This is a genomic window from Cupriavidus sp. PET2-C1 (assembly GCF_054515855.1).
In genome coordinates, this window is the sequence record NZ_JBTNRJ010000003.1 from 80201 (window position 1) to 105851 (window position 25651).

The following is a 25651-nucleotide window of genomic DNA, read 5'->3' on the forward strand; positions in this document are numbered from 1 at the left end:
AAAGTCCTGGCGTGATACAGCGCGGTCAGGCTAAGCGCAGGTGAGCGTGCGCGGCGCGGTGCCTCACAGCAATCCGGTATCCCACATGCGCTGGCGGCCGAAGTCGCTCAGCCGGAAGCGGAATCGCATTTTTTCGGCATAGGCATCGCACCAGCGGTGCATCGAGATCGCACGAGAGGCGGCAGCGTCACGGCATGCGACCGGGGCCTGAGCGCGGCCCACCCGCACCCGGCTCGGCGCCATGACACCTTGTACGCAAAGCGGAACGCGGACCATGACACGCTGTCACTCCAGCGCCGCCGCGCCGCGTCCCCCGCGGGCCGGCGGCGTAGTGGTATGCCGCTTGCTAGATCAGGCAGACAAAGCGAACCGCAAAAGGTCTTCATCCATGCAAACGTTCGAAAAGCTCAAAAAGCTCACCCACGAAGGTCATGGCATCAACCCGCCCGGCGCGGTCCGGATTCACGCCACCGGGCGCCTGCATCTGGGCTTTCTCGACCCGGGCGCATCGCTTGGGCGGCGCTTCGGCAGTCTCGGCTTGTCGATCGGCGGCCCGTCGACCATCCTTGACCTCGGCCCGGCCGCGCAAGACCGGGTCGCCGCGGCGGACCACGCCGCGCGGCAGGAAGTCCCGCGCGTCTCGGCCTGGCTGGAACGGCTCAAGCAAGCCAGCGGCATCCAGCAACCGCTCGCGCTCTGCCTGCATGAGGTACTGCCGGCGCATGCGGGCTTCGGCTCGGGCACGCAGCTGGCACTGGCGCTGGGCCGGGCGTTTGCAAAGCTGCACGGCCTGCCATGGTCCGGCGCCGACATCGCCAGCCTGCTAGGCCGCGGAGGCCGCTCCGGCGTTGGCATCGCAGCATTCGAGCGCGGCGGGCTGCTGGTGGATAGCGGCCCGCCTGGCACGGGCAGCGTGGCGCCGCTGATGGCGCGTTTGGATTTCCCGGCCGACTGGCGTATCGTGCTGCTGCTCGACACCAGCCGCACCGGCCTGCACGGCGCGGCGGAAAAACAGGCGATGCAAGGGCTGCCGCCCTTTCCCCAGGCGCTGGCCGCCGATCTCTGCCACCGCGTGCTGATGCAGATCCTGCCCGCCGCAGCCGAGCAGGACTTCGCGCCCTTCGCCCAAGGCGTCAATCACCTGCAGCAGGTCATCGGCCGCTACTTCGCGCCGGCGCAAGGCGGCGTGTACAGCAGTGCGGCGGTCGGCCGCGTGCTGGCCCGGATCTCGCAGCAGGCGGGCGCCAACGCAGCAGCCGTCGGGCAAAGCTCATGGGGCCCGACCGGCTTCGCCATCGTATCTTCGCAAGCCACGGCCGAACAGGCAGTAGCAGACATCCGCGCGGCAGGACTGTTGGGGCCCTTCCTGCAAGCACGCATTGTCACAGGGGGCAATCGTGGAGCGCAAGTCGTGCCATCGGCGCGGCAGCGCAGTGCGGCGTGAGGCTGGTGACAGGATGCGCCAACACCGTTTGGAACGCCGACGGCTGTTACTTCCCAATGACTTGATATTGAGCACCCAGACCACGGAGCACTCCCAAATGGCACGCCCCTACATCCTCCACATGTTCACCCCAACCCGGCAAGCCAGCCCCTTCGACGTCAACATGGCCATCGACGCCGGCTACGAGCACGTCGTCCCCTACGCCGAAGTCGGCCTCGACAACATCGCGGCCCTGACCCAGGACGCCATCTTCTCCCGCGGCCCGAAAGGCGTCGCCAACACCGGTGTCTTCATCGGCGGTCGTGATGTGGTACTGGCGGCCGACATGCTCGACGCGGCGCGCAAGGCCATGGTGCCGCCTTTCGCGGTGTCCGTCTTCGCCGACCCCAGCGGTTCCTACACCACCGCCGCGGCGCTGGTGGCCGCCGTCGAGCGGCAACTGCGCAAGGTGCATCAAACCGATTTCTCCGGCCGCAGGGTGCTAGTGCTTGGCGGCGGCGGCGCCGTGGGCCGCGTGGCGGGAGCGCTGGCCTCCCAACTAGGCGCTCGGGTATGGCTGTCCAACCGCACCGACGACACTCAGGCCACCCGCATCAGCCGGGAAACCAACGAACGCTTCAGCGCCCAGACCGAAGGCATCCTGATCCGCTCGGCAGACATGCTGCGGGCCGCGCTGGCCGAAGCCGAAGTCGTCTTCGCCACCGCGAGCGCCGGCGTCCAGGTCGTCAGCGAGGCGAACCGTGCCGCCGCGGGCAAGCTGCTGGTGGCCGCCGACGTCAACGCCGTCCCGCCGGCCGGCATCGCCGGCGTGGATGCCATGGACGACGGCAAGCCCATCGCCGCTGGCCAAGCCGTGGGGGTCGGTGCGCTCGCCATCGGCAATATCAAGTACCAGGTCCAGCACCGGCTGTTCCTCGCGATGCGCGAAGCCACCAACCCAGTCTACCTGGGCTTGCCCGAAGCCATGGCGATGGCGCGCGCAGTCGGGGCCGAACTGTCCTGAGCGCAAGGCCCAGGCCCACCACCACCGAACCGAGGCACCATGCCAAGCACAACGAATCCCACCGCCGCGCTGAGCGTCAACGCGCTTAGCCAGCCGCTCGTCTCGCACCTGCTCGGCCATCGCGCCGAATGGCAGATCGCAGTCTCCGAAGGGCCACAGGGCGTGCGCCTCGTCGATGCCGGCGTCGAGACCCGAGGCAGCGTCGAGGCGGGCGTTGCCATCGCCGCGATCTGCATGGGCGGACTGGGTCAGGTGCGGTTGCGCCACGGCCGCGAAGGCTGGCCCACGCAAATCGAGGTCAGCAGCGGGCAGCCTGTGCTGGCCTGCCTGGCCAGCCAGTACGCCGGCTGGAGCCTGAGCGCCAGCAAGGAGGAAACCGGCGGCAGGAAGTTCTTCGCGCTGGGCTCCGGCCCGGCGCGCGCGCTCGCTGGCAAGGAAACGCTGTTCGAGGCGCTCGGCTACCGCGACAGCCTGCGCGACGGTGACGGCGGCGCCTGCCTGGTACTGGAAGTCGACCGCACGCCGCCGGAGGTCGTCATCCAGAAGATTCTGCGGGACTGCGGACTGCAGCCCGGGCAACTGACCGTGATCCTGACGCCGACGGCAAGCCTGGCCGGCACCACGCAGGTGGTGGGCCGCGTGCTGGAGGTCGCGCTACACAAGGCGCACGTGCTCGGCTTCCCGCTGGACCGCATCGTCGGCGGCAGCGGTGTTGCGCCACTGCCGCCACCGGGCGCCGATGCGGGCGATGCGATGGGCCGCACCAACGACGCCATCCTGTACGGCGGCAGCGTGCACCTGACGGTCGACACCGACGACGATGCCGCCCGGGCGCTTGCCCTCGCGCTCCCCTCGGCCAGGTCGCGCGACTATGGGCGCCCCTTCGGCGAAGTGTTCAGGGAATATGGCAACGACTTCTACCGCATCGACCCGGCCCTGTTCGCGCCCGCCGAGGCATGGGTCAGCAACCTCGCTTCCGGCCGGACGTGGCACGCGGGCGCGCTGAACCTGCCGCTGCTGCGCGGCCAATGGCTGCAGGAAGCCTGACATGGCCGTCTCCCCTGCGCGCGGCCCGCTACGCGTCGCCATCATGACCGACGAAACCGGCTGGCACACCGCCACGCTGAAGCGGGCGCTGCGCGAACGCGGCTGCGAAGGCCGCTGCGTGGACCTGGCCGATTGCCGGATCGACACCACGTGGGCCTGGCACGGGCTGGCGATCCCAGGCTATGGGCGCGCCCTGCCAGATGCCGTGATCGTGCGCGGCCTCGCGTCCGGCAGCTTCGAGCAGGTCACGCTGCGGCTGGGCATCCTGCACGCGCTGCGCGAACTGGGCGTGCCCGTGTACAACGACGCGCGCGCCATCGAGCGCAGCGTGGACAAGGGCATGACCAGCTTCCTGCTGCATCTGGCCGGCATTCCCACGCCCGCGACCTGGGTGAGCGAATCCGCGCCGCACGCGCAGCGCACGGTGATGCGCGAGAGCGCTGCCGGGCGCGCGCTGGTGCTCAAGCCGCTGTTCGGCTCGCAGGGCAAGGGGCTGCAGCGCATCGGCACGGTCGAGGCAGACCACGCGCCCGTGCCGATGCCTGCGCTGGCGGCATACCGGCATGTGGCCTACCTGCAGCGCTTCGTCCCCTCTGCGGCCGCGCCCGGCAGGCCTGGGTTCGACTGGCGCGTGCTGGTGGTCGGCGCACGGGCGGTGGCGGCCATGCGCCGCGTCAGCCACGGCTGGATTCACAATGTGGCGCAAGGTGCCAGCTGCGAGCACGCCGACATCACGCCGGCGCTGGCTGCACTTGCCGTGCGCGCAACCGAAGCGCTTGGCCTCGACTACGCCGGCGTGGATCTCGTTCCCGTCGGTGACGGGGAAGACACGGATCAGGCGATGGTCATCGAGGTCAATGGCGTGGCGGCCTGGCATGGGCTGCAATCCGTCACGGCGGTCGATATCGCCGGCCTGCTCGTCGATGATCTGCTGGAGCGCAAGCTGCCCTCGGCGCGCCAGGGAGCCGTGGCGTGAGAACGGCACCGGACAACAGCGTGACCGGCAATGCCGCGGCGGCATTCCTGTGGGCGTGCACGCTGGACGTGGCGGTGGCCAAACCGGGCAACGTCAGCATGGATGCCCCCGGCCACGGCATGACTGCCAGGCTCTTCCTGGACAGCGCGGCGGCGGCACTGGCACCATTGACCGATGCCGCGCTCACGGTCGGCGCGCGTATCGAGGAGGCGGTCGCGCAAACGCAGGCGGTGGCGCGGTGCAACACCAATCTTGGCATCCTGCTGCTCTGCGCGCCGCTGGCCGCCGCCGCGCAAGGCGAGCCGCCGCGCGATGCCGAAACGCTCCGCAAGCGGACCGAGGCGGTACTGGCGGGCCTGACCGTGGCCGATGCCGAGGCCGCCTATCGCGCGATCGCGCACGCCATGCCGGCCGGCCTTGGCGCGGCGCCGGAGCAGGACGTGGCCGCCAGGCCAACGGTCAACCTGCGCGCCGCCATGCACCTGGCCGCCATGCGCGATACCGTGGCGCGCCAGTATGCGAACGGCTACGCCGACGTCTTCACCCTCGGCCTGCCGGTGCTGCGCCGGCACCTGGCCGGGCACGGCCCCTGGCCCGAGCGGCTGCATCGGGCGGTGACTGCCGTCCACCTCGCCTTCCTGGCGCGCTTTCCGGACTCGCATATCGCGCGCAAGCATGGGCTGCCGGCGGCAAGGCGCGTGAGCGCTCGGGCGCGCCTGTTCCACTGGCGCTTCGAGGCTGGCCAGTCAATCGGCCCGGACGAACTGGCGCATTGGGACCGCGAGCTGAAAGCCGGTGGCTTGAACCCCGGCACCAGCGCCGACCTGACGGTGGCCAGCGCGATGATCGCGGGCTGCCTCGATTCGGCGCTATGCGTCATGCCGATCGATCCGCGCCCGGCCGCCGGGATTGTCCACACCGGGTAGCACCGGGTAGCACCGGGTAGCGCAAATCGGCGTGGCGCAGGGCTGTTCCGGCGCCACGCCGGTACAGCCCTAGACGTTGACGGCGCCCCGATCCATCCAGCCGTGCCCAGGATCGCGCGCGCGCGGTGACTCGTCCCGCCGCCGCTCTATCGCAACCCCCACCGTGTCAACGTCATCGAATTTCTTCGGCTTGACCACTACGACGCGCACCCAGTGCGCGCCAAAATCCTCCAGCAGCAATTGGGCCACGCGCTCGGCAAAGGCTTCGAGCAGTTGCAGGCGGTGCGTGGCCATCAACTCCCGCAACGCGGTGCGCACCTTGCCGTAGTCGATGGTGTCGCCGATCCGGTCGCTGCTGCAGGCGCCGCTGCGCGCCAGCCCGGCGGTCAGGTCGATACGCAGCGGCTGCGGGGTGCGCAGCTCGCTGTCGTCGATGCCGATGATGGTCTGTCCTTCGAAGCCCTCGATAAAGATCAGGTCCATCGACCCGGGCGAGGACGCCGGCGCCTCACGGGCGGCCATGGATTCCGCCATCAGGCCCGGCAGCAGGCCGAACCTCGCCACTTCAGCCTGCAACATCATGTCGTCTCGTTTCATCTGCCCTCCTTGCAACAGCGCGCGGCCGGCGACCACGCTCCCGTGCCCGTCTCGCAAGAAGCAGGCCACACGAACGCACGGGCCAGCGTCCCAGTTCCGACGCGGCCCGGCGGCCGGCCAGTGTGGCGCGCGGCCGCGGGACATAGGCAACCGAACGACACAACCTGTCCCGCCGACGGCGCAGTCGAGCCGGCGCAATCCACCGCCAAGGCCTTGCGGATCAAGGCGCCAATGCCAGGCACGACTCCTGCAATCGTTACAGCCCAGGTCGATCATCTTAGCGAGCCGCATGTTGCCCCCCCCATCAGCAGCCCTTCACCTCGACGCCGAAGGATTTACCGTCATCGGCAACGACGGCCCGGAAGCCCGTGCCCCGAGCGATGGCGCCCCGCGCTTTGCCTGGGCCATCACCGGCTCCGGGCATTTCCTCGAAGAAAGCCTGGCGCTGGCCGCGGCCCTGCCCGATGTAGACCTGTTCCTGTCGCGCGCGGCCGAGGAAGTGCTGGCGATCTACGGCATGCAGCTGAAGGACCTGAAAGCGCGCTTCCGGGTCTTCCGCGACAAGACGGCCAGCGCCGCACCGGTCGGCATGTTCTATGCGCGCCGCTACCATACCGCCATCGTCGCGCCGGCCACCAGCAATACCGTGGCCAAATGCGTCGCCGGCATCTCCGACACGCTGCCAACCAATATCCTCGCCCAGGCGGGCAAGCTCGGCATCCCCGGCATCGTGTATGCGTGCGACACGGAGCCCGTGGTGGTCACCAAGGGGCCGGACGGCTGGCTGAAGCTGCATCCCCGCAATATCGAACTGGAGAACGTGGAACGGCTGCGGCGTATCGACCATTGCGAAGTGGTGTGTTCCATTGACGCGCTGCGGCGCACGCTGGATCAACGACTGAAGGCACTGACACTGACATGGAACACATCGTCTTCCTGACCGGCCGCCTGGCGGAAAAAGGCCTGGAACGCGTGCTGCGGAGCCTGGAGCCCGCGCCGTTCTCCTGGGAGATCCGCGAAATCGGCGTGCAGGTGGCTGCACTGATGACTGCCGACCTGGTGCGCCGCCGGGTGGCCGCGCCCGTGGTGGCGGACCGCATCATCGTGCCGGGCCGCTGCCGCGGCGATCTGGATGCACTGTCGCTGCACTACGGCATGCCGGTGGAGCGCGGGCCGGAAGAGCTCAAGGACCTGCCGCAGTTCTTCAATCGAAAGGCCAAGCCGGTCGACCTGTCGCGGCACGACATCGCCATCTTCGCCGAGATCGTCGACGCGCCCCAGCTCGATATCGAAAGCGTATGCGCGCGGGCGCGCCGGCACCGGGCGGATGGCGCCGACGTCATCGACCTTGGCTGCCTGCCCGCCACGCCCTTCCCGCACCTGGAGGACACGGTGCGCGCGCTGAAGGCGGAGGGCTTCCTAGTCAGCGTGGATTCGATGAACGCCGGCGAATTGATGCGCGGCGGCAAGGCCGGCGCGGACTACCTGCTTAGCCTGACCCTGGACACCCTGTGGGTGACGGACGAAGTCGCCGCCACGCCGATCCTGGTGCCGCAGCAGCCGGGCGACGAAGCGTCGCTGTACGCGGCGATCGAAGCCATGGAACAGCGCGGCCGGGCCTATATCGCCGACGCCATTCTCGACCCGATCCCGTTCGGCCTGCTGGCCTCGCTCGGGCGCTACGAGCGGCTGCGCCAACGCTTTCCCAAGGCGCCCATCATGCTCGGCGTGGGCAACCTGACCGAGCTGACCGAGGCGGACACCGGCGGCATCAACGCCATCCTGATGGGCATCGCGGTGGAGCTGCACGCTTCGGCGATCCTGACCACCCAGGTCAGCGGCCATGCGCGCCGCGCCATTCGCGAAGCAGACGTGGCGCGCCGGATGATGTACGCCGCGCGCGAGCACAACGCCCTGCCCAAAGGCATCACCGATCAGATGATGACGCTGCATGCGCGCGAGCCCTACCCTGATACGCCGGAGGAAATCGCCGAGACCGCCAGCGCGATCCGTGACCCGAACTTCCGCGTGCAGGTCTCCGAGCAAGGGATACACGCCTACAACCGCGACGGGCACCACGTGGCCGCCGACCCCTTCACCCTGTTTCCCCGGCTGCAACTGGAGCACGACGGCAACCACGCCTTCTACCTGGGTGTGGAACTGGCGCGCGCGGAGATCGCCTGGCGCCTGGGCAAGCGCTACGTACAGGACCAGCCGCTGGACTGGGGCTGCGCGGCCGAGCGCGATGCGCAGGATCTGACCGCATGGTGCGCACCGGGCGCCACCATGCGAAAGCGGGCATGAGGGCAAGCACCATGAGCAATGACGTGATCTACGAAACCGTTGTCACCACCGTCTCGGCGGACGGAGCGGCACATATCGCGCCGATGGGCGTGCGCTACCAGGGCAGCGACATCGTGCTGATGCCGTTCAGGCCCTCCGCCACCTACGACAACATCGTCGGCACCGGCACCGCCGTGGTCAACCTGACCACGGACGTGCGCGTCTTTGCCGGCTGCCTCGCCGGCCGCCGCCAGTGGCCCACCGTGCCGACGGAGCGGATCCATGGCGTGCGGCTGGCCAGCGCGCTGAGCCACATCGAACTGCGGCTGATGCAGCAAGGCGGCGATCCCGCGCGGCCTTCGCTGCGCATGGGCCGCGTGCACGAGGCCCGTCACGGTGACTTTCCCGGATTCAACCGCGCGCAAGCGGCAGTCATCGAAGGCGCGGTGCTGGTCAGCCGGCTGCACCTGCTGCCGGCCGACAAGATCGCCCGCGAGATGGCCTACCTGCAGATCGCCATCGACAAGACCGCCGGCGCGGCGGAGCGCGAAGCATGGCAATGGCTGCAGGACCGCGTCGCGGCCTGGCATACAGGCAATACCGGCCACAGCGCCGCCCCCGAGCCCACCCTGGAGAAGACCCGATGACATCCCTGCTGACCAGCGTACGCAATGAGGTGGAGGCCCTGCAAGCCGCCACCGCGGGGGCCGACCTGATCGACCTGAAGGAGCCCAGGGCGGGGGCGCTCGGCGCGCTGCCCGCGCCAACCGTGCGCGAGGTGGTTGGCGCGGTGCGCGCACGCTGGCCCGGGCGCTTGCTGAGCGCGACGATCGGCGACCTGGCGCCGGCCGAGCATGCCGTCATGATGCTGATGGCCAACACCATTGGCGAATGCGGCGTCGACTACGTCAAGGTGGGCGTGGCGCCCGGCGAGCACGCGCGCGAAGCCTTACGGCGCCTGGCCACCCTGCCATGGCAGGTGGTGCCGGTGTTCCTGGCCGACCATGGGGTGAACCTGAAGCTGGTTGAAGAGGCCTGCGGGATGGGCTTTCCGGCGGTGATGGCCGATACGGCGGGCAAGCAGGCGGGCAGCCTGTTCGACTGCGTCGACATGGCCACGCTCGCGGCCATGACCCGCATCGCACGGGCCGGGGGCGTCAAGGTTGGCCTGGCCGGCTCACTACAGCTCGAACATCTGCCGCGGCTGCATGCGCTGGCGCCGGACTTTGCCGGCTTCCGTGGGGCGCTGTGCGACGGCGGGCGCGCTGGGCACCTCGATCCGGCCAAAGTGGCGGCGCTGCGCGCTGGTTTGCACCCGGCGGCCGCATTGGAATCGCAGCCGGCCTGAGCAGCGCACGTCTACGCGACCCCGCCTCGCGGGGCGCCGCTGAACAACGCACGCAAGCGCTGCAGATCCTCCTTTTGCAGAAGCTCGACCGGATATGCCGCGTCGCGTGTGTAATGGCAGAAGCCGCGGTCGACCACCCCGGCGTGCGCATACTGTGCCAGCGTCATCCCCGGCTTGAGCGGGCACGACTTGACCAGTACCAACCGCCGCGCGCCAAGCCGGCTGGCCAGCCACGCGGCCATGCTGTCGGAAGTCGCGTCCCAGTTCGTCAACGCGTCCGGCGCTGTGCGCAGCAGGTCCAACGGCGTCCATACCGCAACGCCGCCATCGCGCAGCACGGCACGGATCGCATTGTCGTCGGCGGCCACCGTCAGGCCGTGGCACAGGCCTTGCAACATCAAGCCGTACTGGACCATGGCCAGCACCGCCATATTGTGCGCAACCAGGTCGTCGAAAGCCCATTGCGCCTGGTATTCGCGCACCTGGTCGGCAAACACGCCGCCACCCGGCACCACCACCACGCGCCCGCCGCCGCGCGCGGCCAGTTCCCGCAGCCAGTCTCGTAACAGTGGGTCGCGGCCAAGGCTGCCGCCGATCTTTATGACGTGCACAGGGACTCCCCCTTCAGTGCGGCACACCGGCAACACGTCATTGGCATGCCTGCGTGCCGTCCATCGCGACTGCCTCGCCCCTCGCTTGCCACAGCAGTACCGCCACGGCAACGCTGGGGGCGCACACGCGCGCCCACTCCGTGTGGGCCGGCGCCACGCCTGTGAGGTTTTCAAAGGCCCGATAGGGACGGCCGAGCCGGCCAGCCAGATCGCGCGCCAGGAAATGCCCGCAGCCCGCGCCGATCAGCGGCGCGTCCGGCGGCAAGCCGGACCGGTCGATGACACGCAGCAGGTTGTCGCCCAGCGCCGCGATCTGGGCCAGCCGCCACTCGCGCGCGACCTCAAGCCATGCCGCCGGTGGCGCGTCGCGCGCATCGTGGCCGATCATCCTGGCCAGCCGCTGCCGTGTTGCCTCCGGCGTCTTGGCGCCGCCGTCCGCGGCCGGGTGGGGATCGTGCGCGTCGGGCAGCTCTCCCGTGATCCGGTACACATCGGCGGTGGTGGCGAACAGCTCGTTCATCACGTTGTAGCTGGTGCCCTTCAAGGCGACGCGGCGCGCCAGCGCGCACAGGGGCGTGCGCGCCACGCCCAGGTACACCAGTTCGCCGCAAGCAAGCCGGCCAGCATCGTCGCGTCCCTGCGCCGCCACCTCGCCATCCACGATGGGAATCAGGTCGCTGGTGGTGGTGCCGATGTCCACCAGCACGCCGTGACCGATGCGCTCAGCCGCCATGCGGGCGGTCGCCACCCAGTTGGCCGAGGCGATGTGCTGCCAGTCCGCCGCCACCTGGCGCCGCGTGCGCCAGCCCGCGGCGCCGGCGAAGAAGACGGCGCGCTCACCAAAGGCGCCCCACATGATGTCAGCCAGCGCCACCACGCCGGCCTCGCGGTGCTCGAACAGGTCGACCATTTCGCCGGTCATGGTGATTGCGTGCTCGGCGTGCCCGCAATCGGGCCAGCGCGCGCGCGCCTGCGCCAGCACGTCGTCCAGCAGATGCAAGCCCTGCCACAAGGGACAAGCCCACTGCGCGATATCGCGCACGACGCCGTCCTCCAGGCGGGTTGCCTTGATATTGGCGCCGCCCAGGTCCCACCCGTAGACAACGCGCTCAGCGGCCATGGGAGGCTCCATTGGCGACCAGGCGCTCGGCCAGGATCTGGTGTCCCGCCAGCATCTCGCAGGCCAGGTTGCGGCCCAGTTCGGCTGACAGGCCCGCATAGGCGCAGGTCACCCGAGGATTCACCTCGATCACCACGGGGCCGCGCCCGGGGTGCCAGACCAGATCGATACCGACGAACCCCCGCAAGCCCGGCATGCCCGCCGCCACGCACGCTGCCACGTCCGCCAGCCAGCGGCCCGCCGAACCCTCGCGTTCGATGGCATTGATCTGCACGCCGTCGTCGTGCACCTGCCCGCGCGCATCGACGCGAATGCGCTGCGCGTTCACGCTCAGCAGTTCGGTGCCGCCCGGGCCGCACAATAGCGACAGGCTTAGCGGCTCGCCCTCCACCCAGGGCTCCAGCACCACCGGCTCGCCCCGCGCGAGCCGCCGCAGCCAGGCTGCATGCGCCGCGTCGAAACCGTCGTAGGCGTACGTCGCCACCGATCCCGCGCCATCGTCCGGCTTGACCACCCAGCGCCCGGGCTCGGCCGCGTCCCCTTCGCTCCATGGCCGGGTCGCGGCGACGCCGAGCGCGGCAAGCCGCTGCGCGGTGGCGCGCTTGCTGGTGGCCAGCGCGATCGCGCCGGCGTCGCAGCCCAGCCAGCGCGCGTCGCCCACCATGTAGTGCAGGCTCAGCAGCACCCCCTCGGATTCCGGCGCCACGACCCAGCTCACGTCGTGGCAAGCCGCCTGGCGGCGCACAAAGTCCGCCGTGTCCTCGCCGGGCATGCGCGCGCACCAGCTCACCTTGTGCGCGCCATGGCAATCCGCTGGCAGCTCGCCGGGCAGCGCCACGCAGGTGAGCGCCACGTCGCCGATGCGCGCCAAATCTGCGATCATCGCGTCACGCATGGCCCTGCCCTGGCGCAGCAGGTGCGGCACCGCGCGGGTGTCCATGGCGCCCCCACTGACATATTCATAGACGAACATACGCGTCATCATTCCCTCTCCATGCACATCATCCCAGTCATCGATCTTCTCGACGGCCGCGTTGTCCGAGCGGTGCGCGGCCAGCGCGACCAGTACCGCCCCATCGTGTCCGGCCTGCATCCGGGCAGCGATCCGGTGGCACTGGCGCGGGCGATGCTTGCGTATTGCGCCAGCCGCACGCTGTATATCGCCGACCTCGACGCGCTCACGGGGCGCGCAGCCCAGCTTGTGGCGTTGCAGGCCCTTTGCCGGGCCTTGCCGGAAACCGAACTCTGGCTGGACGCCGGCTTCTCCAATGCCGCGCAGGCCACTGCGGCACTGGCTGCGCTGCACGGCAAGGGCGCGCGGGTGGTGCCGGTGTTCGGCAGCGAAAGCTTGTGCGAGCCGCCCGCCGCGGCAGGCAGCGCACCGCCCTTCGACACCTGGCCCGGCGCCGTGCTCTCGCTCGACCGGCGCCATGGCATGCCGCTGGGCAACGCGGCATGGTGGCAGGCCAGTGCCGCATGGCCGGCGCAACTGATCGTGATGGCGCTGGATCGCGTCGGCGCGTTCGAAGGGCCCGACCTGGCGACGCTCGCGGCTATCCGCGCGCAAGCGGGCGCCGGGCGCAGGCTGGTCGGCGCCGGCGGCATTCGCGATGGCGCCGACCTGGCCGCCGCCGCGCATGCCGGGGCCAGCGCCTGGCTGGTTGCATCGGCCATTCACGATCTCCGTATCCCGCCGGCTGGCCAGGGAGGAAAGTCCCCCTGATCCGCGCACCCGGTACCCTCAAGCAAACATACAAGCAGGCATAAACACGTTCCATGCCAGCCTGCCACGGCGCGCCGGCGCGGCTTGGCGCCGCATGCGCAACCAAGCGGGGTGACAGGTTGCCCCGCGCACGGAGCACCGGTTGTCTCGTTGCTCCGGCCCCTGGCGCATCCCTTGCGCTGCGGGTTCCCCTTCGCCAGGCGCCTTGCGCTCGCCGTGGCGGGCAGATGGCGCTCGCGCGGCGGCATGCGGCCAACCGCTGGCACAGGCTTTGCTCGACATGGGCATGGCACCCGCTCCCGAACTCCCCTCCGACACCCGCGGCCGCCCAGCCGGCCGGGTCACCTGGACCTGTCCCTTCTGCGCGCTGCTGTGCGACGGGCTCGACGTTACGCAGGAAGCCGCGGGCGGACGGACACCGGCACTGACCGGCAGCACCTGTCCGCGCGCGGCAAGCGCGCTGGCCTGGTTCGATGCGCGAGCAATGGCTACCACACCGAGCGCCGATGGCCGCCCCGTGACACTGCCCCAGGCGCTCGACGCTGCCGCGCGCCTGCTGCGCGAGAGCCGGCTCCCGCTGTTCGGCGGCCTCGCCACCGACGTGGCCGGCACGCGCGCGCTTTACGCCCTGGCCAACCACAGCGGCGCGGTGCTCGACCATGCGCATGGCGATGCCATGACGGCCAGCCTGCGCGCGCTGCAGGATCGCGGCGCGTTCACCACCACGCTGGCCGAGGTACGCAACCATGCCGACCTGATCCTGTGCATCGGCACCCAGCCCTCGCAGAAACACCCCGAGTTCTTCCGGCGCTGCGGCTTGGCGGACAGCGAGCAGCCGTGCACGCGCGAGCTGGTCTTCCTGGGCACGCCGGCCGACCCGGCGGCGGCACAACTCCCAAACGCACGCTGCAGCGAGGTTGCGCTGCCCGAGGGCGAGGACCTGTACCAGGCACTCGCCCTGCTGAACGCCCTGTGCCGCCCGCGCGCACTGGCCGACGGCAACATCGCTCCGGCAGCGCTGCGCGATCTCTCGGCCCGCTTGCTGGCGGCGCGTTACGCGGTCATTGTGTGTACGCCGTCCACCCTCTGTGCGCAGGCGGGCGGCAAGCATGCCGCGCTGCTGATCGAGGGCATCCACCACCTGGTCAAGACGCTCAACCGCACCACGCGCGCCGGCGCCGTGTCGCTCGGCGGCGACGACGGCGGCAATACCGTCAACCAGGCCATTACCTGGCTGTCCGGCTTACCCCTGCGCACGCATGTGCACGCTGGCGGACTCGATCACGATCCGCACCGGCACGGGACCGAGCGCCTGCTGCGCGGCGGCGCTGTCGATGCCCTGCTGTGGGTCGCCAGTTTCACACCGGACCTGCCTGCGCCCGCAACCCCCGTGCCCACCGTGGTGCTCGGGCATCCGGCGCTGGCCGCGTCGATGGCCGGGCGTCCCGGCGTCTTCATTCCGGTATCGACGCCGGGCATCGGCTCGGCCGGGCACCTGTTCCGCACCGATGGCGGCATCGTGCTGCCACTCACCCCGCTGCGCGACGACGGCCTGCCTACGGTCGCGGCGGTGGCGGCGCAATTGCTGGCACGGCTGCGGCAAGCGAGCGCGCCCACGGAGTCCGCATCATGAGCACCCTGCGCCTGCACGGCGGCCGCGTGTACGACCCCGCACGGGGCATCGACGGCCAGCTTGCCGACCTCTATATCCGCGACGGCCGCATCGTCGCGCAACCACCCGGCACGCGCGCGGAGGCGGAACTCGATATCGGCGGCATGGTGGTGATGGCAGGCGGCATCGACATGCATTCGCATATCGGCGGCGGCAAGGTCAACCTGGCCCGCATGCTGCTGCCCGAGGACCACCGCGACAACCTGCCCGCCGCCGGGCCGCTGGAGCTGGCCTCCTGCGGCACCTGCACGCCCGGCACGCTGGCAACCGGCTACCGCTATGCGCAGATGGGCTACACCGCCGCGTTCGAGCCTGCCATGATGGCGTCCAACGCGCGCCAGACGCATTTCGAGATGGGCGACACGCCAGTCATCGACCATGGCGCCTACGTCATGCTCGGCAACGACGACCTGTTCCTGCGCATGCTCGCCGAGGGCGCCGACTTCCAGCGCATCCGCGACTATGTCGGCTGGACCATCAACGCCAGCAAGGCCCTGGGGGTCAAGGTGGTCAACCCGGGCGGCATCTCGGCCTTCAAGTTCAACCAGCGCCAGCTCGACGTCGACGACCAGCACGTCCATTACCGCATCACCCCGCGCGACGTGCTGCGCACGCTGAGCCAGGCGCTGACCGAACTCAAGGTGCCCCACCCCTTGCATATCCACGCCAGCAACCTCGGGGTGCCGGGCAATATCGAGTCGACCCTGGCCACCATCGACGCGCTCGAAGGCCTGCCGGGCCACCTGACCCATATCCAGTTCCACAGCTACGGCGTGGACGGGCCGCGCAAGTTCTCCTCGGCCGCGCTGCGCATCACCGAGGCGGTCAACGCCCGCCCCAATATCTCGATCGACGTGGGCCAGATCATCTTCGGCCAGACCGTGACCGCATCGGGCGACACCATGATGCAGGTGAGGAACGCCGACCTGGCGCACCCGCGCAAATGGATCGGCGCCGATATCGAATGCGACGCCGGCTGCGGCGTGGTGCCGTTCCGCTACCGCGAGCAGAGCTACGTCAATGCGCTGCAATGGGCCATCGGCCTGGAAGTGTTCCTGACCGTCAAGAACCCCTGGCAGGTGACGCTGACCACCGACCATCCCAACGGTGGCCCGTTCACCAGCTACCCGCACCTGATCCGCCTGCTGATGGACAAGTCCTTCCGCGACGAGCAGCTCGCCAGGCTGCACCCGGAGGTAGCCGCCAACTGCGCGCTGCCCGATATCAAGCGGGAACTGACGCTGTACGAGATTGCCGTGCTGACCCGGGCCGGCCCGGCGCGCCTGCTCGGCCTGCGCGAGCGCGGCCACCTGGGTGCGGGGGCGGCGGCCGACATCGCGGTGTACCGCGAGGATGCCAACCGCGAAACCATGTTCACCGCGCCGGAGTATGTGTTCAAGGACGGCGCCCTGGTGGCGCGCGCGGGGCGCATCATCGCCACGCCTGCCGGCGGCACGCACTATGTGGAGCCCGAGTACGACAAAGGCATCGAAAAGACCCTGCGCAAGTACAGCGACAGCCATCTCGCGCTCGATTTCGACAACGCCGCCATCGGCCACGACGAACTGTGCGCCTGCTGCAATGGCGGCCGGCTGCTGCCAGCGCAGTGCGAGCCGCTGCGCTGGCAGGACACCGTATGAACGGGCTCTCGACACTGCCGCGCGCCTGGGGACATCCCGCATGCTGATCAACGGAATCACCATCGACGACACCTTCGCGGAAGCCTTCCCGATGAAGGCCACCCGCCTGCTGGTCACGGCGCACAGCCTGACCTGGGCCCGGCATGCCGCAGCCGCGCTCACGGGCTTCGCGACTTCGGTGATCGCCTGCGGCTGCGAAGCCGGCATCGAGCGCGAGATCCAGCCAGCCGACTCCCCTGACGGGCGCCCCGGCGTAGCCGTGCTGCTGTTCTCGATGTCGGGCAAGGAGCTGGCCAAGCAGGTCGAGCGCCGCGTTGGCCAGTGCGTGCTGACCTGTCCCACCACGGCGGTGTACGCGGGGCTGACTGAGGGCGAGGCCATCCCGCTGGGCAAGAACCTGCGTTTTTTCGGCGACGGCTGGCAGATCGCCAAGATGATCGACGGCGTGCGCTACTGGCGCGTGCCGGTGATGGACGGCGAGTTCGTCTGTCAGGAAACCACCGCGGTGGTCAAGGCGGTGGGTGGCGGCAACCTGCTGATGCTGGCCCGCGACACCGACAGCGCGCTGGCCGCGGCCGAGGCCGCGGTGGCGGCGATGCGGCAGGTGCCCAATATCATCATGCCTTTTCCTGGCGGCGTGGTCCGCTCCGGCTCGAAGGTCGGCGCCAGGTACGCCGGCATGCATGCTTCCACCAATGACGCCTTCTGCCCCAGCCTGGCCGGGCTGGTGGCCGGCAGCCAGCTTGGACCCACCGTGCGCTGCGTGCTGGAGATCGTGATCGACGGCCTGACGCAAGGCGACGTGGCCGCCGCCATGCGGGCCGGGATCGCGGCGCTCGCCGGGCGCGGCGCCGCCGCAGGGCTGGTGCGCATTTCCGCCGGCAACTACGGCGGCAAGCTCGGCCCCTTCCACTTCCACCTGCACCGGCTCGCCAGCCCGGGAGAATGCGCATGAGCGGCCTGACCCTGCGCCTGGCCAACGCCCCCGCGCTGCGGATCGACCTGCGCCAGCTGACGCCCGCCGCCTTGGCCGGCATGGCGCCGGACGCGGTAGCGCGCCTGTCCTTGTGGCATGGCAATGAGCGCATCGCCCTGGGCGAACTGTTTACCGTACGGGCGCAGGCCGCCGATGGCGAGCCCACCCTCACCTTCGAAGGCGACCTGGGACGCTTTGACCGGATCGGCTGGCAAATGGCCGGCGGCACGATGCGGGTCGACGGCAACGCAGGCGACTATCTCGGCTGCGGCATGCAAGGCGGCACGCTGCGCGTGGACGGCAACGCAGGCGACTTCACGGCGGCGGCAATGGCCGGCGGCCACATCGCGGTCGGCGGCCATACCGGGGACTTCGCCGCCGCGGCGCTGCCTGGCGACATGGACGGCATGCGCGGCGGCACGCTCGCCGTCGGCGGCAACGCCGGCGACCGTTTTGGCGACCGCATGCGGCGCGGCACCGCACTTGTGGCGGGCTGCGCCGGGGATTTCACGGGCTCGCGCATGGTCGCCGGCACCATCGCGATCGCGGGCGCCGCCGGTGCCCACCTGGCTTACGGCATGCGCCGCGGCACCATCGTGCTGCTCAGCGCCAGGTCGCAGCCGTGCGCCACCTTCGTGCACACCGACGGCAATTTCGACGTGTTCTGGACGCTGCTGGCACGCAGCCTGGCGCGCGCCGGCGGCCCCTTCACGGCCTTGCCCGCGCTGCGGCCGCGCCGCCTGGTGGGCGACCTCGCGGTGGACGGCATGGGCGAGTTGCTGATTGCTGATTGCTGATTGCTGATTGCTGATTGCTGATTGCTGATGTTTGACTTAGACCGGGCAAGCGGTTCGCCCCGGCCAGGAAGAGGGCTGCGCCATGACAAACTCCCATGCTAGGCTGCAAGCGGGCGGCGACGACTGCTACGCGTTGCTCGACGATGCCACCGCCACGCCAGGCCAGCCCACCAGCCGCCTGTACACTGGCTTCCTGCGCGAGATCCGCTGCACGGATCCGGCGGGGCTCGGGCAGGCGTGGCAGCAAGCCGATGCAGCCATGCGCGGCGGGGCCCACGCGGTGCTGCTAGGCGATTACGAGTGGGGCCTGGCGCTCCAGGGGCTAGGCCATCTCGCAGTGCCGGGCTCCCGCGAGCCCGCCCTGCGCATTCTCCTCTTCCGCGAACTGGCGCGGCTCTCGCGCGAGCAGGTGGATGCGTGGCTCGCCGCGATGGACGGCGTCACGCCCTCGCCTGCGAGTGTCGGCACATTCCGGCCGAGCGTGGACCGTCCAACCTTCCACGCCGCGATCGCCCGTATCCACGAAGCGCTGCGTGCCGGTGAGACCTACCAGGTCAATTACACCTACCGGATCGATTTCGAAGCCTCGGGCTCCCCGCCTGGCCTGTACCGCCGCTTGCGCGCGCGCCAGCCGGTGCCATACGGAGCGCTGATCGCCTTGCCTCACGACGCGCAGCAGCCCTTCATCCTGTCCTGCTCGCCCGAGCTGTTCCTGCGCCATGAAGACGGCAAGCTCACTGCGCGCCCCATGAAAGGCACCGCCCGGCGCGGCGCGAGCCCGGCCGAAGACCGCGCGATTGCCCGCGCGCTGGCGGCCGACGACAAGAACCGCGCCGAGAACCTGATGATCGTCGACCTGTTGCGCAACGATCTGGGCCGCGTGGCGCAAATCGGCTCGGTCAAGGTGCCGGCGCTGTTCTCGATCGAGCCCTACGCCAGCGTGTTCCAGATGACCTCCACCGTCGAGGCGACCCTGCCCGAAGCCGTATCGATGCCGGCCCTGCTGCGCGCCATCTTTCCCTGCGGTTCCATCACCGGCGCGCCCAGGCATCACACCATGGAGCTGATCGCCGCGCTGGAAACCAGCCCCCGGGGACTGTACACCGGCGCCATCGGCTGGGTCGAAGCACCCGCGCCGGGGTCGGCGCGGGTCTGCGGCAGCTTCTGCTTGTCGGTGGCCATCCGCACGCTGGTGCTCGGCCCCGCCCGTGGCGGCGTGCGGGGCGGCCGCATGGGCGTCGGCGCCGGGATCGTGCTCGATAGCGAGGCCGAATCGGAGTTCGAGGAATGCGCGCTGAAAGCCGCCTTCCTGACCGGGCTGGTGCCCGCCTCCGGGCCAACGCCTTATCATGTGCGGGATCTGCCCGTTCCCAACCTTGCCGCTATCCGTATCGCGCATGCAACTCGTACTGTTTGACCTCGACCACACCCTGATCCCCTTCGACAGTGGCTCCACCTGGCTGCGCTACCTGATGCAGCTCGGCGTGCTCGATGAAGCCGAATTCGCCCCGCAGAACCAGCGCTTCGCCCAGGACTATGTCGATGGCAGGCTGGACATCCACGCCTTCCAGCGCTTCTGCATGTCCTTCCTGGCCCGCTACGACCGCAGCGATCTCGACGCCTGGCGCAGCGCCTTCATCGCCAGCATCGCTGACCGAATCCCCGCGCCGTCGCGCGAGCTGGTGGCCCAGCACCGCGCCGCTGGCGACCTGTGCTGCATCGTGACCGCCACCAACGACTTCGTCGCACGCGGCTTTGCCGACAGCTTCGGCGTGGCGCACCTCGTTGCCTCGCAAGCCGCCACCGTTGGTGCCGGCCCGCTGGCCCCCTTCAGCGGCGAGATGGTCGGCGTGCCAAGCTTCGGCGCGGGCAAGGTCGAGCGGGTGGCGCAATGGCTGGCCGCAATCGGGCGGCGCTGGGACGAATTCGAGCGCTCGCTGTTCTATTCCGATTCGGCCAACGACCTGCCGCTGCTGGAGCACGTCAGCCATCCGATCGTGGTGGCGCCGGATCCGCGCCTGCGCGCCATCGCGCTGGACCGGGGCTGGCCGGTTGTCGAGCAGGCGGGGCCGCTTGTCGTGACCTAGATGCGATATGGGCTAAACGCCGCTCCACCAGAGCAAAGCCATGCGCGCAAGCCAAGGCACTGCGCCAAGACGGCTTGCCTGCTGATTTCCCGGACCGCCGGCGGATCAGCCGGCACCTTGCTCCGCCGCCGCCCGAATCGCTGCCGCCAGCGCCCGCGCCATGGCCCCACTAGCAAGATGGCCGCCCTCCACCCACTGCATCCGGGCATGCGGCATGGCCTGCAAAAGCCGCCTGGCATTGCGAGGGCTGCAGATCCGGTCCGCCTTTCCGTGCAAGAGCGTGACTGGGAGGCCGCATCGGCCAATGGCAGCGGCGGCCGCAAGCAACACCGCCTTGCCAAGCCCCGCGCGCCGCTGCAGGTAATGCGCCTGGACCCGGTATTTACGCCGGAAAGCCTCGCGCTCCGGCAGCAACGGCGAGCGCTGATGCGAAGCGCGCAGCCCGAGCAGCCGGCGCTCGACCCGCTGCCAGTCCTGCGCAACCTGTTCCTGCTTGGCGCGCGAGCCCATCAGCATCGCGCGTGTCACGCTGCCGTGCTGGGCGCGGGCGCCAGGCAAGCGCTCGCCATCCGGCACCACCCGGCGCAGCATGGATAGGCCGCGCGCGCGCGGCGCAAACAGCGCAAGTATGTCGTCCCAACCGACCAAGAAACTGCCACGCAGTACCAGCCGCGATACCGCCTGCGGGAAACGCGCGGCATAGGCCAGCGCCAGCGCGGCCCCCCACGAGCCGCCGACCACATTCCATTGCGCGATGCCCAGCCGCGCCCGCAATGCTTCCAGGTCGGCCAGCAACGCCGTCACCGTGTTGCGCCGCAATGTGCCGGCTGGCCGCGACCGCCCCGCGCCGCGCTGGTCCGGCAGGACCACCCGGTCGCGGCCGAGATCGAACCATGCCAGCATGGCCGGACTGCAGCCGCTGCCCGGCCCGCCGTGCAGCACCAACCAGGGCTCCCCGCAGGCCGGCCCCGCCAGGCGAACGTGCAGGCTGTGCGCATCCGGACGGCAAAAATGGAAGGAGCGCGCCGCCGGCTGGCCTTCTGGCAGACTAGGCATGATTCCCACCTCGTGTTGGTGCCGCTTTGCGCCCTCGTTTCGCGCCAGCGGCGCGAACCTCTTTGGCAGCCGTCGTTGTCATTCGGAGGAGGATATCAGGGCGAAACCTCCTGCTTGCCTTGCCCGAAGAGGCGGCGCAGAGGCAGGCGCCCGCGCGCTGGCAGAAAATGCCAGGTCAGCAACAACAGGGCAAGCACGGCCGGCAGCCAGCGCAGATCGGTCCTGACCGGCTGCCGATGCGCCAGGCGCCCGTCGAGCAGCGCGCTGGTCAATGCCCCGGGCTCGGCGACGCGGCGGTAGCCAAGGCCCGTCTGCCTGGCCAGCGCTTGCAGATGCGCTTCATGCAAGGCGGAAAGATGTTCCTGGCTTTGCGCCGGCGCCACGCCACCGGATACTGCGCCGAGCTGCACGACCTCGTCGGCGCGCCAGTAGCCGATGCGGTTGCCATCCGGGTCGGACTTGGGAATGGGCATCGGCGTGTCGCCCCCTACCCCGAACAGCCAGCCGGCGGTCTCGCCTGGCGTGACATTCAGCATGGAGTGCTCCGACGGCCGGAGCGGCGGCGACTCGTGGCCATCGGTGATGAAGACGACGCGGGTGCCGTCACCCATGCTCTTGCCCGTGCGCAGCGTCCAGTAAAGCCCCTTCGTGATGCTGCTCGCATTGACCCAGGCCATGCGGCTGTCGATGCGATCCAGCGACGACAGCAAGGCATCGTAGTTGGCGCAGACCTCAAGCGGCGTCAGCAGGGGGAGCGCGCGATAGTCGGCAAACACGGCCCAGCCCACTTCAGAGCCGCAGGGCAAGTGCTTGAGCGCCTCGCGCATGGCGCCGCGCGCGTACGCCAGGCGGCTCACGGGCGCCGCGGGGCTTCCCATGTCCTCGACATTCATGCTTTGCGTTACGTCGAAAGTGACCATATAGCGGAAGGTGCCGCGCGGCAGGGTCAGCGGTGGCATCCAGACGGCGGCCACCAGCAGCAGCAACGTCACCATCAGCAGCCCGTTTTCCCGCGCGAAGAAGCGGCCAGCCAGCGTGCGCAGCGTCAAGGCAGGTCTCCCGGGGGCAGGCCCGGCACCTTGATGCGCAACAGCTCCTTGGGCATGTCGTCGGTCTCGGCGCCGAACACATCCTGCGCCTCGGGGGCCAGCCAGAGCGCGCGCTCGAGGTTGTAGCGGGCATCCCAGTCGCCGGGATCGGCGCGCAGCAGATCGCGGTAGCGCGCTTTGGCAAGCTCCACCAGCGCCTGCGCCTGGAAGGCATCGTTCGCGGCGGTCTCACGCGCATTGCGCAGGAACATATTGCCCAGGTTGAACAGCGCCGTCTGCCCGAGCGCATCGGTGCGGCCGCGCTGGATCAGGCTGTTGTAAACCGCCAAGGCCGCGTCATGCTGGCCGGCCTCGGCCAGCGCGCTGGCCTGCGCCAGCCTGGCCTCGGGCACCTCGGCGGCGGCGCTGGCGTTCGCCTTTGCCGATGCCACGGCCTGGTTGATCCGGGCCGCCTTGCGCAGTTGCACGGCCTGGGCGGCCGCGAGCGCGCCGAAGGCAACCGCCGCCACGGCAAACGCCAGATGGATGGTGCGTCGCCTCATGTCCAGCTCCGCAATTGAAGGCATCGGTATCCAAGCAGCAGCGCACAGCAAACCAGCGCCGCGCCGAAGACGTAGGCGCTGCCATCCTTGCGCGGCACGCGCTCCGTGAACGACAGCGGCAGGTTCTGCTGGCGGCCGACTTCAGCAATGGCGGCGGCCATGGCACTGGCGTCCTCCGCCTCGTACGCGCGATATGGCGTAGCCAGGCTCTGGAAAAAACGGTGCAGTGCGATCTCCTGTGCCGGGCTGTCGTCCGGGACATCGGCGTGCAGGCTTGGACTGATGCCGGTGCGCAGGTAGATCCAGTACAACGCAATGCGGTTGCGGGCCAGGCCGGCCTCGATACGCTTGCGCGTGCCGGCATCGAGCTGCGCGCCGCCGTCCGACACCATCAGGATGATGCGGCTGCCGGAGTAAGGGCGCGCGTCGAACTCGGCGATCGCTGCCAGCACCGCCCTGCCGATATCGGTGTTCATCAGCCCCCGGCCGATGCGGGTGGCCGCGATGCCGGCCTGGATCGCCTGCTTGCGCTCGGTGAACGGCAGCACACGCAAGGGGCTGGTGCTGAACATCATGAAGGCATAGCGGTCATTGGGCCGCTGCGCGACGAAGCGCGTGAGCAGCTCGCGCGCGACATCGCCCTTGGTGTCTCCCTGCGTGCGCAGCGCGGCCTGCTCGCCCTTGGCCACGATGACGGAATTCATGCTGCCGCTGCGGTCCAGCAGGATCAGGATCTCCGCGCCATGCCCGGTCCGCGCCACCTGCGTTTCCGAGCGGCCCGGGCTGGCCAGGCCGACGATGATGCCTGCCATGGCGATCACGGCAAGGCCCCGCTCCAGCGCACCGGCGACGCGGCCGATGCGATCCGGCGGCAGCCACGCCACGCAGGGAAAAGACAGCGTGTCGCCGCGCCGGCGCAGCAGCGGCAACAGGGCCAGCGGCAGCAGCGCCAATACCCACGGATGGACGAAGTCAAAGGGAATCGTCATGGCCGGGCACGCTTCTCGGCAAGATAGAGGTCGCGGCAGAGCGCGCGCAACGGAAATGGCTCGCCATCGGGCTCGCCCGAGAAGAACCGCTGATCCGAGTGGGCAAGGAAATGCTGGAGCCGCGTGCGCAGGGGCTGCAGATGCGGTGCCCGCGCCAGCAGCCCGGGGAGCGCTGCCGCACGCAGGGCCGTTCCGGCCGTCTCGTTCAGGGCCTGGTGCAGGCATAGCCAGGCCTCGGCCTGGCTGGGGTCGAGACTGCGCATCCTGCGCCATGCCCGCGCCAAAGGCAGTTGCCTGGATTCGCGCCGGTTGCGCCAGGCCCACCAGCCCAGCCAGGCGGCCAGGGTGGCCGCCAACGCAGCGAGCGACAGCCGCATCCGCCGCGCAATCGGCTCGGTTGGCAACGCAGGCGCGGCCCGGTCGGGACGCATTTCGAGCAGGCCGCCTTTGCCGAGCACGGCCTGCGGCGTCAGCGGGCCGACGCTGATCAGGTGCGCGCTGGTCTTCAGCGCCGGACCCGTGCTCATGGGCAGCGACAAGGCAGGCAGCGCGATCGCGGTCAGCGTTTGCGGCGCATTGACGATCTGGTAGCTCACGCGCAGCCAGCGGCGGCCGTCAGGATCGGTCTCCCACTGGATCGGACGCCGTTCCAGCCATCCACCGATGCGCTCCGCGCGTGGCAGCGCGGCTGGTTCGATGGTGCGGCCGTCGGCGGGCAGCAGGATGCGCTGCGTGACTACGTCGCCAAGCACGTAGCCAAAGGCGCGTGGCTGCTGCACGACCACGGTGGCCGCTTTTCCCTGCGCCCGGGCGGCGGGAAGGACCAGCACGGCGGCAATCGTTGCCGCGCAAGCCGCGCCGGCAAGCCTGGGAGGGAGGTGCCGGCGATGCGTCATGCCACGGCCTCGAGAAAATAACGGGACAGGGCCTCGGCCTCGAATGCCCCGTGCAGATGGATGGGCCGCAGCCCTCGCGCAAGGAACAGGGCGTCAAGCCGGGCGCGCCGCCGAGCCACCGTGTCGCGCCACTGGGCGCGCAGCGCCTTGCCTACCCACAGCGTGCGCCGGCGGCCGGTCTCGGCATCGCGCACGGCCAGCAGCGCGTTGCCCGGCGGCGCTTCGGTCTCGGCAGGGTCCCAGGTAATCATCGGCACCACGTAAGCCTGCGCCAGCATATCGAGAATACCGTCCAGCGCTTCGAGCGCCCAGTGAAAGTCCGAAACAAGGAAAACCAGTCCCTGTCGATCGGCCAGCCGGCACGCCGCTTGCGCTAGCCCTTCGGCACCACCCGCGCGGGCCGATGCGCCTGCGCTTGCGGACGCCCGCAGCAGCGCTGACATGGCATAGCCGGCACCGCGGTTGTGCCGCGCCGGCAAGAACAGGTCGGCGCGCTCCACCGCGTCGAATGCCAGCATGCCCACCGGGTCACCGGCGCGAAAGGCGCTATGCCCCAACCCTTCGAGGAAATCCGCCACGACGTGCAGCTTGCTGGCATGTGCCCCGAATCGCATCGAGGCCGACACGTCGACCACGGCATGCACCGGCACGCTGACACGCTGCCGGTGCGCGCGCACCAGCCATTCCTGCCGCAGGTTGCGCAGACTGGCGCGCAGGTCGATCCGCCGCGGGTCCGGATTGTCGAGCAGGCGCATGTGCGCGGCAAATTCCTGCCCGTGGCCGAGGCTGGTTCCCAGGTGGGAACCCGGCCGGAATCCACCCGCGCGGGCGGGCAGCCGATAGTAGAATTCGCGCAGGCTGGTCATGGC

Annotated in this window: 27 protein-coding genes; 16 read left to right on the forward strand and 11 right to left on the reverse strand. The window is 69.8% G+C overall.

The window, feature by feature from the left end; translation table 11 throughout:
* Positions 1 to 63: 63 nt before the first annotated feature.
* Positions 64 to 276: a hypothetical protein gene (locus ACX12D_RS34030; protein WP_459377061.1), complete on the reverse strand. Its 213-nt coding sequence runs from the start codon at positions 274 to 276 to the stop codon at positions 64 to 66.
* Positions 277 to 388: 112 nt separating this feature from the next.
* On the opposite strand from ACX12D_RS34030, the gene ACX12D_RS34035 reads away from it, so the two are divergent.
* From ACX12D_RS34035 to ACX12D_RS34055, 5 genes are all read left to right on the forward strand, one after another.
* Positions 389 to 1444, forward strand: a complete 1056-nt coding sequence (locus tag ACX12D_RS34035) for a beta-ribofuranosylaminobenzene 5'-phosphate synthase family protein (RefSeq protein ID WP_459377062.1) — start codon at positions 389 to 391, stop codon at positions 1442 to 1444.
* Positions 1445 to 1541: 97 nt separating this feature from the next.
* Complete coding sequence (locus ACX12D_RS34040; protein WP_459377063.1) at positions 1542 to 2447, forward strand: NAD(P)-dependent methylenetetrahydromethanopterin dehydrogenase; 906 nt, start codon at positions 1542 to 1544, stop codon at positions 2445 to 2447.
* Between the two features lie 39 nt (positions 2448 to 2486).
* Positions 2487 to 3494 (forward strand): methenyltetrahydromethanopterin cyclohydrolase, encoded by a 1008-nt coding sequence (mch, locus tag ACX12D_RS34045; protein ID WP_459377064.1) that lies wholly within the window; start codon positions 2487 to 2489, stop codon positions 3492 to 3494.
* Between the two features lies 1 nt (position 3495).
* Positions 3496 to 4470, forward strand: a complete 975-nt coding sequence (locus tag ACX12D_RS34050) for an ATP-grasp domain-containing protein (RefSeq protein ID WP_459377065.1) — start codon at positions 3496 to 3498, stop codon at positions 4468 to 4470.
* Positions 4467 to 5396, forward strand: coding sequence for a triphosphoribosyl-dephospho-CoA synthase (locus ACX12D_RS34055; RefSeq protein ID WP_459377066.1), 930 nt, complete (start codon positions 4467 to 4469; stop codon positions 5394 to 5396). The genes ACX12D_RS34050 and ACX12D_RS34055 overlap by 4 nt, the downstream gene beginning before the upstream one ends.
* Positions 5397 to 5465: 69 nt before the next feature.
* Here ACX12D_RS34055 and ACX12D_RS34060 read toward each other — a convergent pair whose 3' ends face one another.
* The gene (locus tag ACX12D_RS34060; protein WP_459377068.1) at positions 5466 to 5993 is read right to left on the reverse strand and encodes a dihydroneopterin aldolase; all 528 of its coding nucleotides are present in this window, start codon (positions 5991 to 5993) and stop codon (positions 5466 to 5468) included.
* A gap of 289 nt (positions 5994 to 6282) precedes the next feature.
* Between ACX12D_RS34060 and ACX12D_RS34065 the strand changes: the two genes are divergently transcribed.
* Genes ACX12D_RS34065 through ACX12D_RS34080 form a run of 4 tightly spaced genes read left to right on the forward strand, consistent with a single transcriptional unit; the run spans position 6283 to position 9624 of the window.
* The gene (locus tag ACX12D_RS34065) at positions 6283 to 6933 is read left to right on the forward strand and encodes a flavoprotein (protein ID WP_459377069.1); all 651 of its coding nucleotides are present in this window, start codon (positions 6283 to 6285) and stop codon (positions 6931 to 6933) included.
* Positions 6912 to 8297, forward strand: coding sequence for a DUF6513 domain-containing protein (locus ACX12D_RS34070; protein ID WP_459377070.1), 1386 nt, complete (start codon positions 6912 to 6914; stop codon positions 8295 to 8297). Before ACX12D_RS34065 ends, ACX12D_RS34070 begins: the two co-directional genes overlap by 22 nt.
* Positions 8294 to 8923 carry a DUF447 domain-containing protein gene (locus tag ACX12D_RS34075; RefSeq protein WP_459377072.1) on the forward strand — a complete coding sequence of 210 codons (630 nt, stop codon included), beginning with the start codon at positions 8294 to 8296 and terminating at the stop codon, positions 8921 to 8923. The genes ACX12D_RS34070 and ACX12D_RS34075 overlap by 4 nt, the downstream gene beginning before the upstream one ends.
* Complete coding sequence (locus ACX12D_RS34080) at positions 8920 to 9624, forward strand: (5-formylfuran-3-yl)methyl phosphate synthase (protein WP_459377073.1); 705 nt, start codon at positions 8920 to 8922, stop codon at positions 9622 to 9624. The genes ACX12D_RS34075 and ACX12D_RS34080 overlap by 4 nt, the downstream gene beginning before the upstream one ends.
* 11 nt (positions 9625 to 9635) lie before the next feature.
* On the opposite strand, the gene ACX12D_RS34085 is transcribed toward ACX12D_RS34080, so the two are convergent.
* The 3 genes from ACX12D_RS34085 to ACX12D_RS34095 are packed head-to-tail and all read right to left on the reverse strand — an operon-like array spanning position 9636 to position 12340.
* Positions 9636 to 10235, reverse strand: a complete 600-nt coding sequence (locus tag ACX12D_RS34085; RefSeq protein ID WP_459377074.1) for an amino acid kinase family protein — start codon at positions 10233 to 10235, stop codon at positions 9636 to 9638.
* Between the two features lie 37 nt (positions 10236 to 10272).
* Positions 10273 to 11355, reverse strand: a complete 1083-nt coding sequence (locus ACX12D_RS34090; RefSeq protein ID WP_459377075.1) for a hydantoinase/oxoprolinase family protein — start codon at positions 11353 to 11355, stop codon at positions 10273 to 10275.
* Positions 11345 to 12340 (reverse strand): ATP-grasp domain-containing protein, encoded by a 996-nt coding sequence (locus ACX12D_RS34095; RefSeq protein ID WP_459377076.1) that lies wholly within the window; start codon positions 12338 to 12340, stop codon positions 11345 to 11347. Before ACX12D_RS34095 ends, ACX12D_RS34090 begins: the two co-directional genes overlap by 11 nt.
* Positions 12341 to 12349: 9 nt before the next feature.
* Between ACX12D_RS34095 and ACX12D_RS34100 the strand changes: the two genes are divergently transcribed.
* The 7 genes from ACX12D_RS34100 (at position 12350) to ACX12D_RS34130 (ending at position 20250) form a co-directional block, all read left to right on the forward strand.
* Positions 12350 to 13078: a HisA/HisF-related TIM barrel protein gene (locus tag ACX12D_RS34100; RefSeq protein ID WP_441632940.1), complete on the forward strand. Its 729-nt coding sequence runs from the start codon at positions 12350 to 12352 to the stop codon at positions 13076 to 13078.
* A gap of 286 nt (positions 13079 to 13364) precedes the next feature.
* Complete coding sequence (locus ACX12D_RS34105) at positions 13365 to 14711, forward strand: molybdopterin-binding domain-containing protein (RefSeq protein ID WP_459377077.1); 1347 nt, start codon at positions 13365 to 13367, stop codon at positions 14709 to 14711.
* A complete protein-coding gene (locus ACX12D_RS34110) occupies positions 14708 to 16390 on the forward strand; it encodes a formylmethanofuran dehydrogenase subunit A (protein WP_459377078.1) in 1683 nt (560 codons plus the stop codon). Before ACX12D_RS34105 ends, ACX12D_RS34110 begins: the two co-directional genes overlap by 4 nt.
* A 40-nt stretch (positions 16391 to 16430) precedes the next feature.
* A complete protein-coding gene (gene fhcD / locus ACX12D_RS34115; RefSeq protein WP_459377079.1) occupies positions 16431 to 17345 on the forward strand; it encodes a formylmethanofuran--tetrahydromethanopterin N-formyltransferase in 915 nt (304 codons plus the stop codon).
* Entirely contained in the window at positions 17342 to 18163 is an 822-nt protein-coding gene (locus ACX12D_RS34120) for a formylmethanofuran dehydrogenase subunit C (RefSeq protein ID WP_459377080.1), read from the forward strand. The genes fhcD and ACX12D_RS34120 overlap by 4 nt, the downstream gene beginning before the upstream one ends.
* A gap of 82 nt (positions 18164 to 18245) precedes the next feature.
* Entirely contained in the window at positions 18246 to 19580 is a 1335-nt protein-coding gene (gene pabB / locus ACX12D_RS34125) for an aminodeoxychorismate synthase component I (RefSeq protein ID WP_459377081.1), read from the forward strand.
* Positions 19561 to 20250, forward strand: coding sequence for an HAD family hydrolase (locus tag ACX12D_RS34130; RefSeq protein ID WP_459377082.1), 690 nt, complete (start codon positions 19561 to 19563; stop codon positions 20248 to 20250). The genes pabB and ACX12D_RS34130 overlap by 20 nt, the downstream gene beginning before the upstream one ends.
* A gap of 105 nt (positions 20251 to 20355) precedes the next feature.
* On the opposite strand, the gene ACX12D_RS34135 is transcribed toward ACX12D_RS34130, so the two are convergent.
* From ACX12D_RS34135 to ACX12D_RS34160, 6 genes are all read right to left on the reverse strand, one after another.
* On the reverse strand, positions 20356 to 21306 hold the full coding sequence (locus ACX12D_RS34135) for an alpha/beta fold hydrolase (protein WP_459377083.1): 951 nt from the start codon (positions 21304 to 21306) through the stop codon (positions 20356 to 20358).
* 95 nt (positions 21307 to 21401) lie between these two features.
* The gene (locus tag ACX12D_RS34140) at positions 21402 to 22355 is read right to left on the reverse strand and encodes a VWA domain-containing protein (protein WP_459377084.1); all 954 of its coding nucleotides are present in this window, start codon (positions 22353 to 22355) and stop codon (positions 21402 to 21404) included.
* Entirely contained in the window at positions 22352 to 22897 is a 546-nt protein-coding gene (locus ACX12D_RS34145) for an MxaK protein (protein ID WP_459377085.1), read from the reverse strand. Before ACX12D_RS34145 ends, ACX12D_RS34140 begins: the two co-directional genes overlap by 4 nt.
* Positions 22894 to 23886 carry a vWA domain-containing protein gene (locus ACX12D_RS34150; protein WP_459377086.1) on the reverse strand — a complete coding sequence of 331 codons (993 nt, stop codon included), beginning with the start codon at positions 23884 to 23886 and terminating at the stop codon, positions 22894 to 22896. The genes ACX12D_RS34145 and ACX12D_RS34150 overlap by 4 nt, the downstream gene beginning before the upstream one ends.
* Positions 23883 to 24782 (reverse strand): calcium incorporation protein MxaA, encoded by a 900-nt coding sequence (locus ACX12D_RS34155; RefSeq protein ID WP_459377087.1) that lies wholly within the window; start codon positions 24780 to 24782, stop codon positions 23883 to 23885. The genes ACX12D_RS34150 and ACX12D_RS34155 overlap by 4 nt, the downstream gene beginning before the upstream one ends.
* Entirely contained in the window at positions 24779 to 25648 is an 870-nt protein-coding gene (locus tag ACX12D_RS34160; RefSeq protein WP_459377088.1) for a DUF58 domain-containing protein, read from the reverse strand. Before ACX12D_RS34160 ends, ACX12D_RS34155 begins: the two co-directional genes overlap by 4 nt.
* Between the last annotated feature and the right edge of the window lie 3 nt (positions 25649 to 25651).

What these genes read in the sequence shown, in the direction of transcription:
- ACX12D_RS34030 (WP_459377061.1), bottom strand. Translation starts at nt 276, where the DNA reads ATGGTCCGCGTTCCGCTTTGCGTACAAGGTGTCATGGCGCCGAGCCGG.
- ACX12D_RS34035 (WP_459377062.1), top strand. Translation starts at nt 389, where the DNA reads ATGCAAACGTTCGAAAAGCTCAAAAAGCTCACCCACGAAGGTCATGGC.
- ACX12D_RS34040 (WP_459377063.1), top strand. Translation starts at nt 1,542, where the DNA reads ATGGCACGCCCCTACATCCTCCACATGTTCACCCCAACCCGGCAAGCC.
- mch (WP_459377064.1), top strand. Translation starts at nt 2,487, where the DNA reads ATGCCAAGCACAACGAATCCCACCGCCGCGCTGAGCGTCAACGCGCTT.
- ACX12D_RS34050 (WP_459377065.1), top strand. Translation starts at nt 3,496, where the DNA reads ATGGCCGTCTCCCCTGCGCGCGGCCCGCTACGCGTCGCCATCATGACC.
- ACX12D_RS34060 (WP_459377068.1), bottom strand. Translation starts at nt 5,993, where the DNA reads ATGAAACGAGACGACATGATGTTGCAGGCTGAAGTGGCGAGGTTCGGC.
- ACX12D_RS34065 (WP_459377069.1), top strand. Translation starts at nt 6,283, where the DNA reads ATGTTGCCCCCCCCATCAGCAGCCCTTCACCTCGACGCCGAAGGATTT.
- ACX12D_RS34070 (WP_459377070.1), top strand. Translation starts at nt 6,912, where the DNA reads ATGGAACACATCGTCTTCCTGACCGGCCGCCTGGCGGAAAAAGGCCTG.
- ACX12D_RS34075 (WP_459377072.1), top strand. Translation starts at nt 8,294, where the DNA reads ATGAGGGCAAGCACCATGAGCAATGACGTGATCTACGAAACCGTTGTC.
- ACX12D_RS34080 (WP_459377073.1), top strand. Translation starts at nt 8,920, where the DNA reads ATGACATCCCTGCTGACCAGCGTACGCAATGAGGTGGAGGCCCTGCAA.
- ACX12D_RS34090 (WP_459377075.1), bottom strand. Translation starts at nt 11,355, where the DNA reads ATGGCCGCTGAGCGCGTTGTCTACGGGTGGGACCTGGGCGGCGCCAAT.
- ACX12D_RS34095 (WP_459377076.1), bottom strand. Translation starts at nt 12,340, where the DNA reads ATGATGACGCGTATGTTCGTCTATGAATATGTCAGTGGGGGCGCCATG.
- ACX12D_RS34100 (WP_441632940.1), top strand. Translation starts at nt 12,350, where the DNA reads ATGCACATCATCCCAGTCATCGATCTTCTCGACGGCCGCGTTGTCCGA.
- ACX12D_RS34105 (WP_459377077.1), top strand. Translation starts at nt 13,365, where the DNA reads ATGGCACCCGCTCCCGAACTCCCCTCCGACACCCGCGGCCGCCCAGCC.
- ACX12D_RS34110 (WP_459377078.1), top strand. Translation starts at nt 14,708, where the DNA reads ATGAGCACCCTGCGCCTGCACGGCGGCCGCGTGTACGACCCCGCACGG.
- fhcD (WP_459377079.1), top strand. Translation starts at nt 16,431, where the DNA reads ATGCTGATCAACGGAATCACCATCGACGACACCTTCGCGGAAGCCTTC.
- ACX12D_RS34120 (WP_459377080.1), top strand. Translation starts at nt 17,342, where the DNA reads ATGAGCGGCCTGACCCTGCGCCTGGCCAACGCCCCCGCGCTGCGGATC.
- pabB (WP_459377081.1), top strand. Translation starts at nt 18,246, where the DNA reads ATGACAAACTCCCATGCTAGGCTGCAAGCGGGCGGCGACGACTGCTAC.
- ACX12D_RS34130 (WP_459377082.1), top strand. Translation starts at nt 19,561, where the DNA reads ATGCAACTCGTACTGTTTGACCTCGACCACACCCTGATCCCCTTCGAC.
- ACX12D_RS34135 (WP_459377083.1), bottom strand. Translation starts at nt 21,306, where the DNA reads ATGCCTAGTCTGCCAGAAGGCCAGCCGGCGGCGCGCTCCTTCCATTTT.
- ACX12D_RS34145 (WP_459377085.1), bottom strand. Translation starts at nt 22,897, where the DNA reads ATGAGGCGACGCACCATCCATCTGGCGTTTGCCGTGGCGGCGGTTGCC.
- ACX12D_RS34150 (WP_459377086.1), bottom strand. Translation starts at nt 23,886, where the DNA reads ATGACGATTCCCTTTGACTTCGTCCATCCGTGGGTATTGGCGCTGCTG.
- ACX12D_RS34155 (WP_459377087.1), bottom strand. Translation starts at nt 24,782, where the DNA reads ATGACGCATCGCCGGCACCTCCCTCCCAGGCTTGCCGGCGCGGCTTGC.
- ACX12D_RS34160 (WP_459377088.1), bottom strand. Translation starts at nt 25,648, where the DNA reads ATGACCAGCCTGCGCGAATTCTACTATCGGCTGCCCGCCCGCGCGGGT.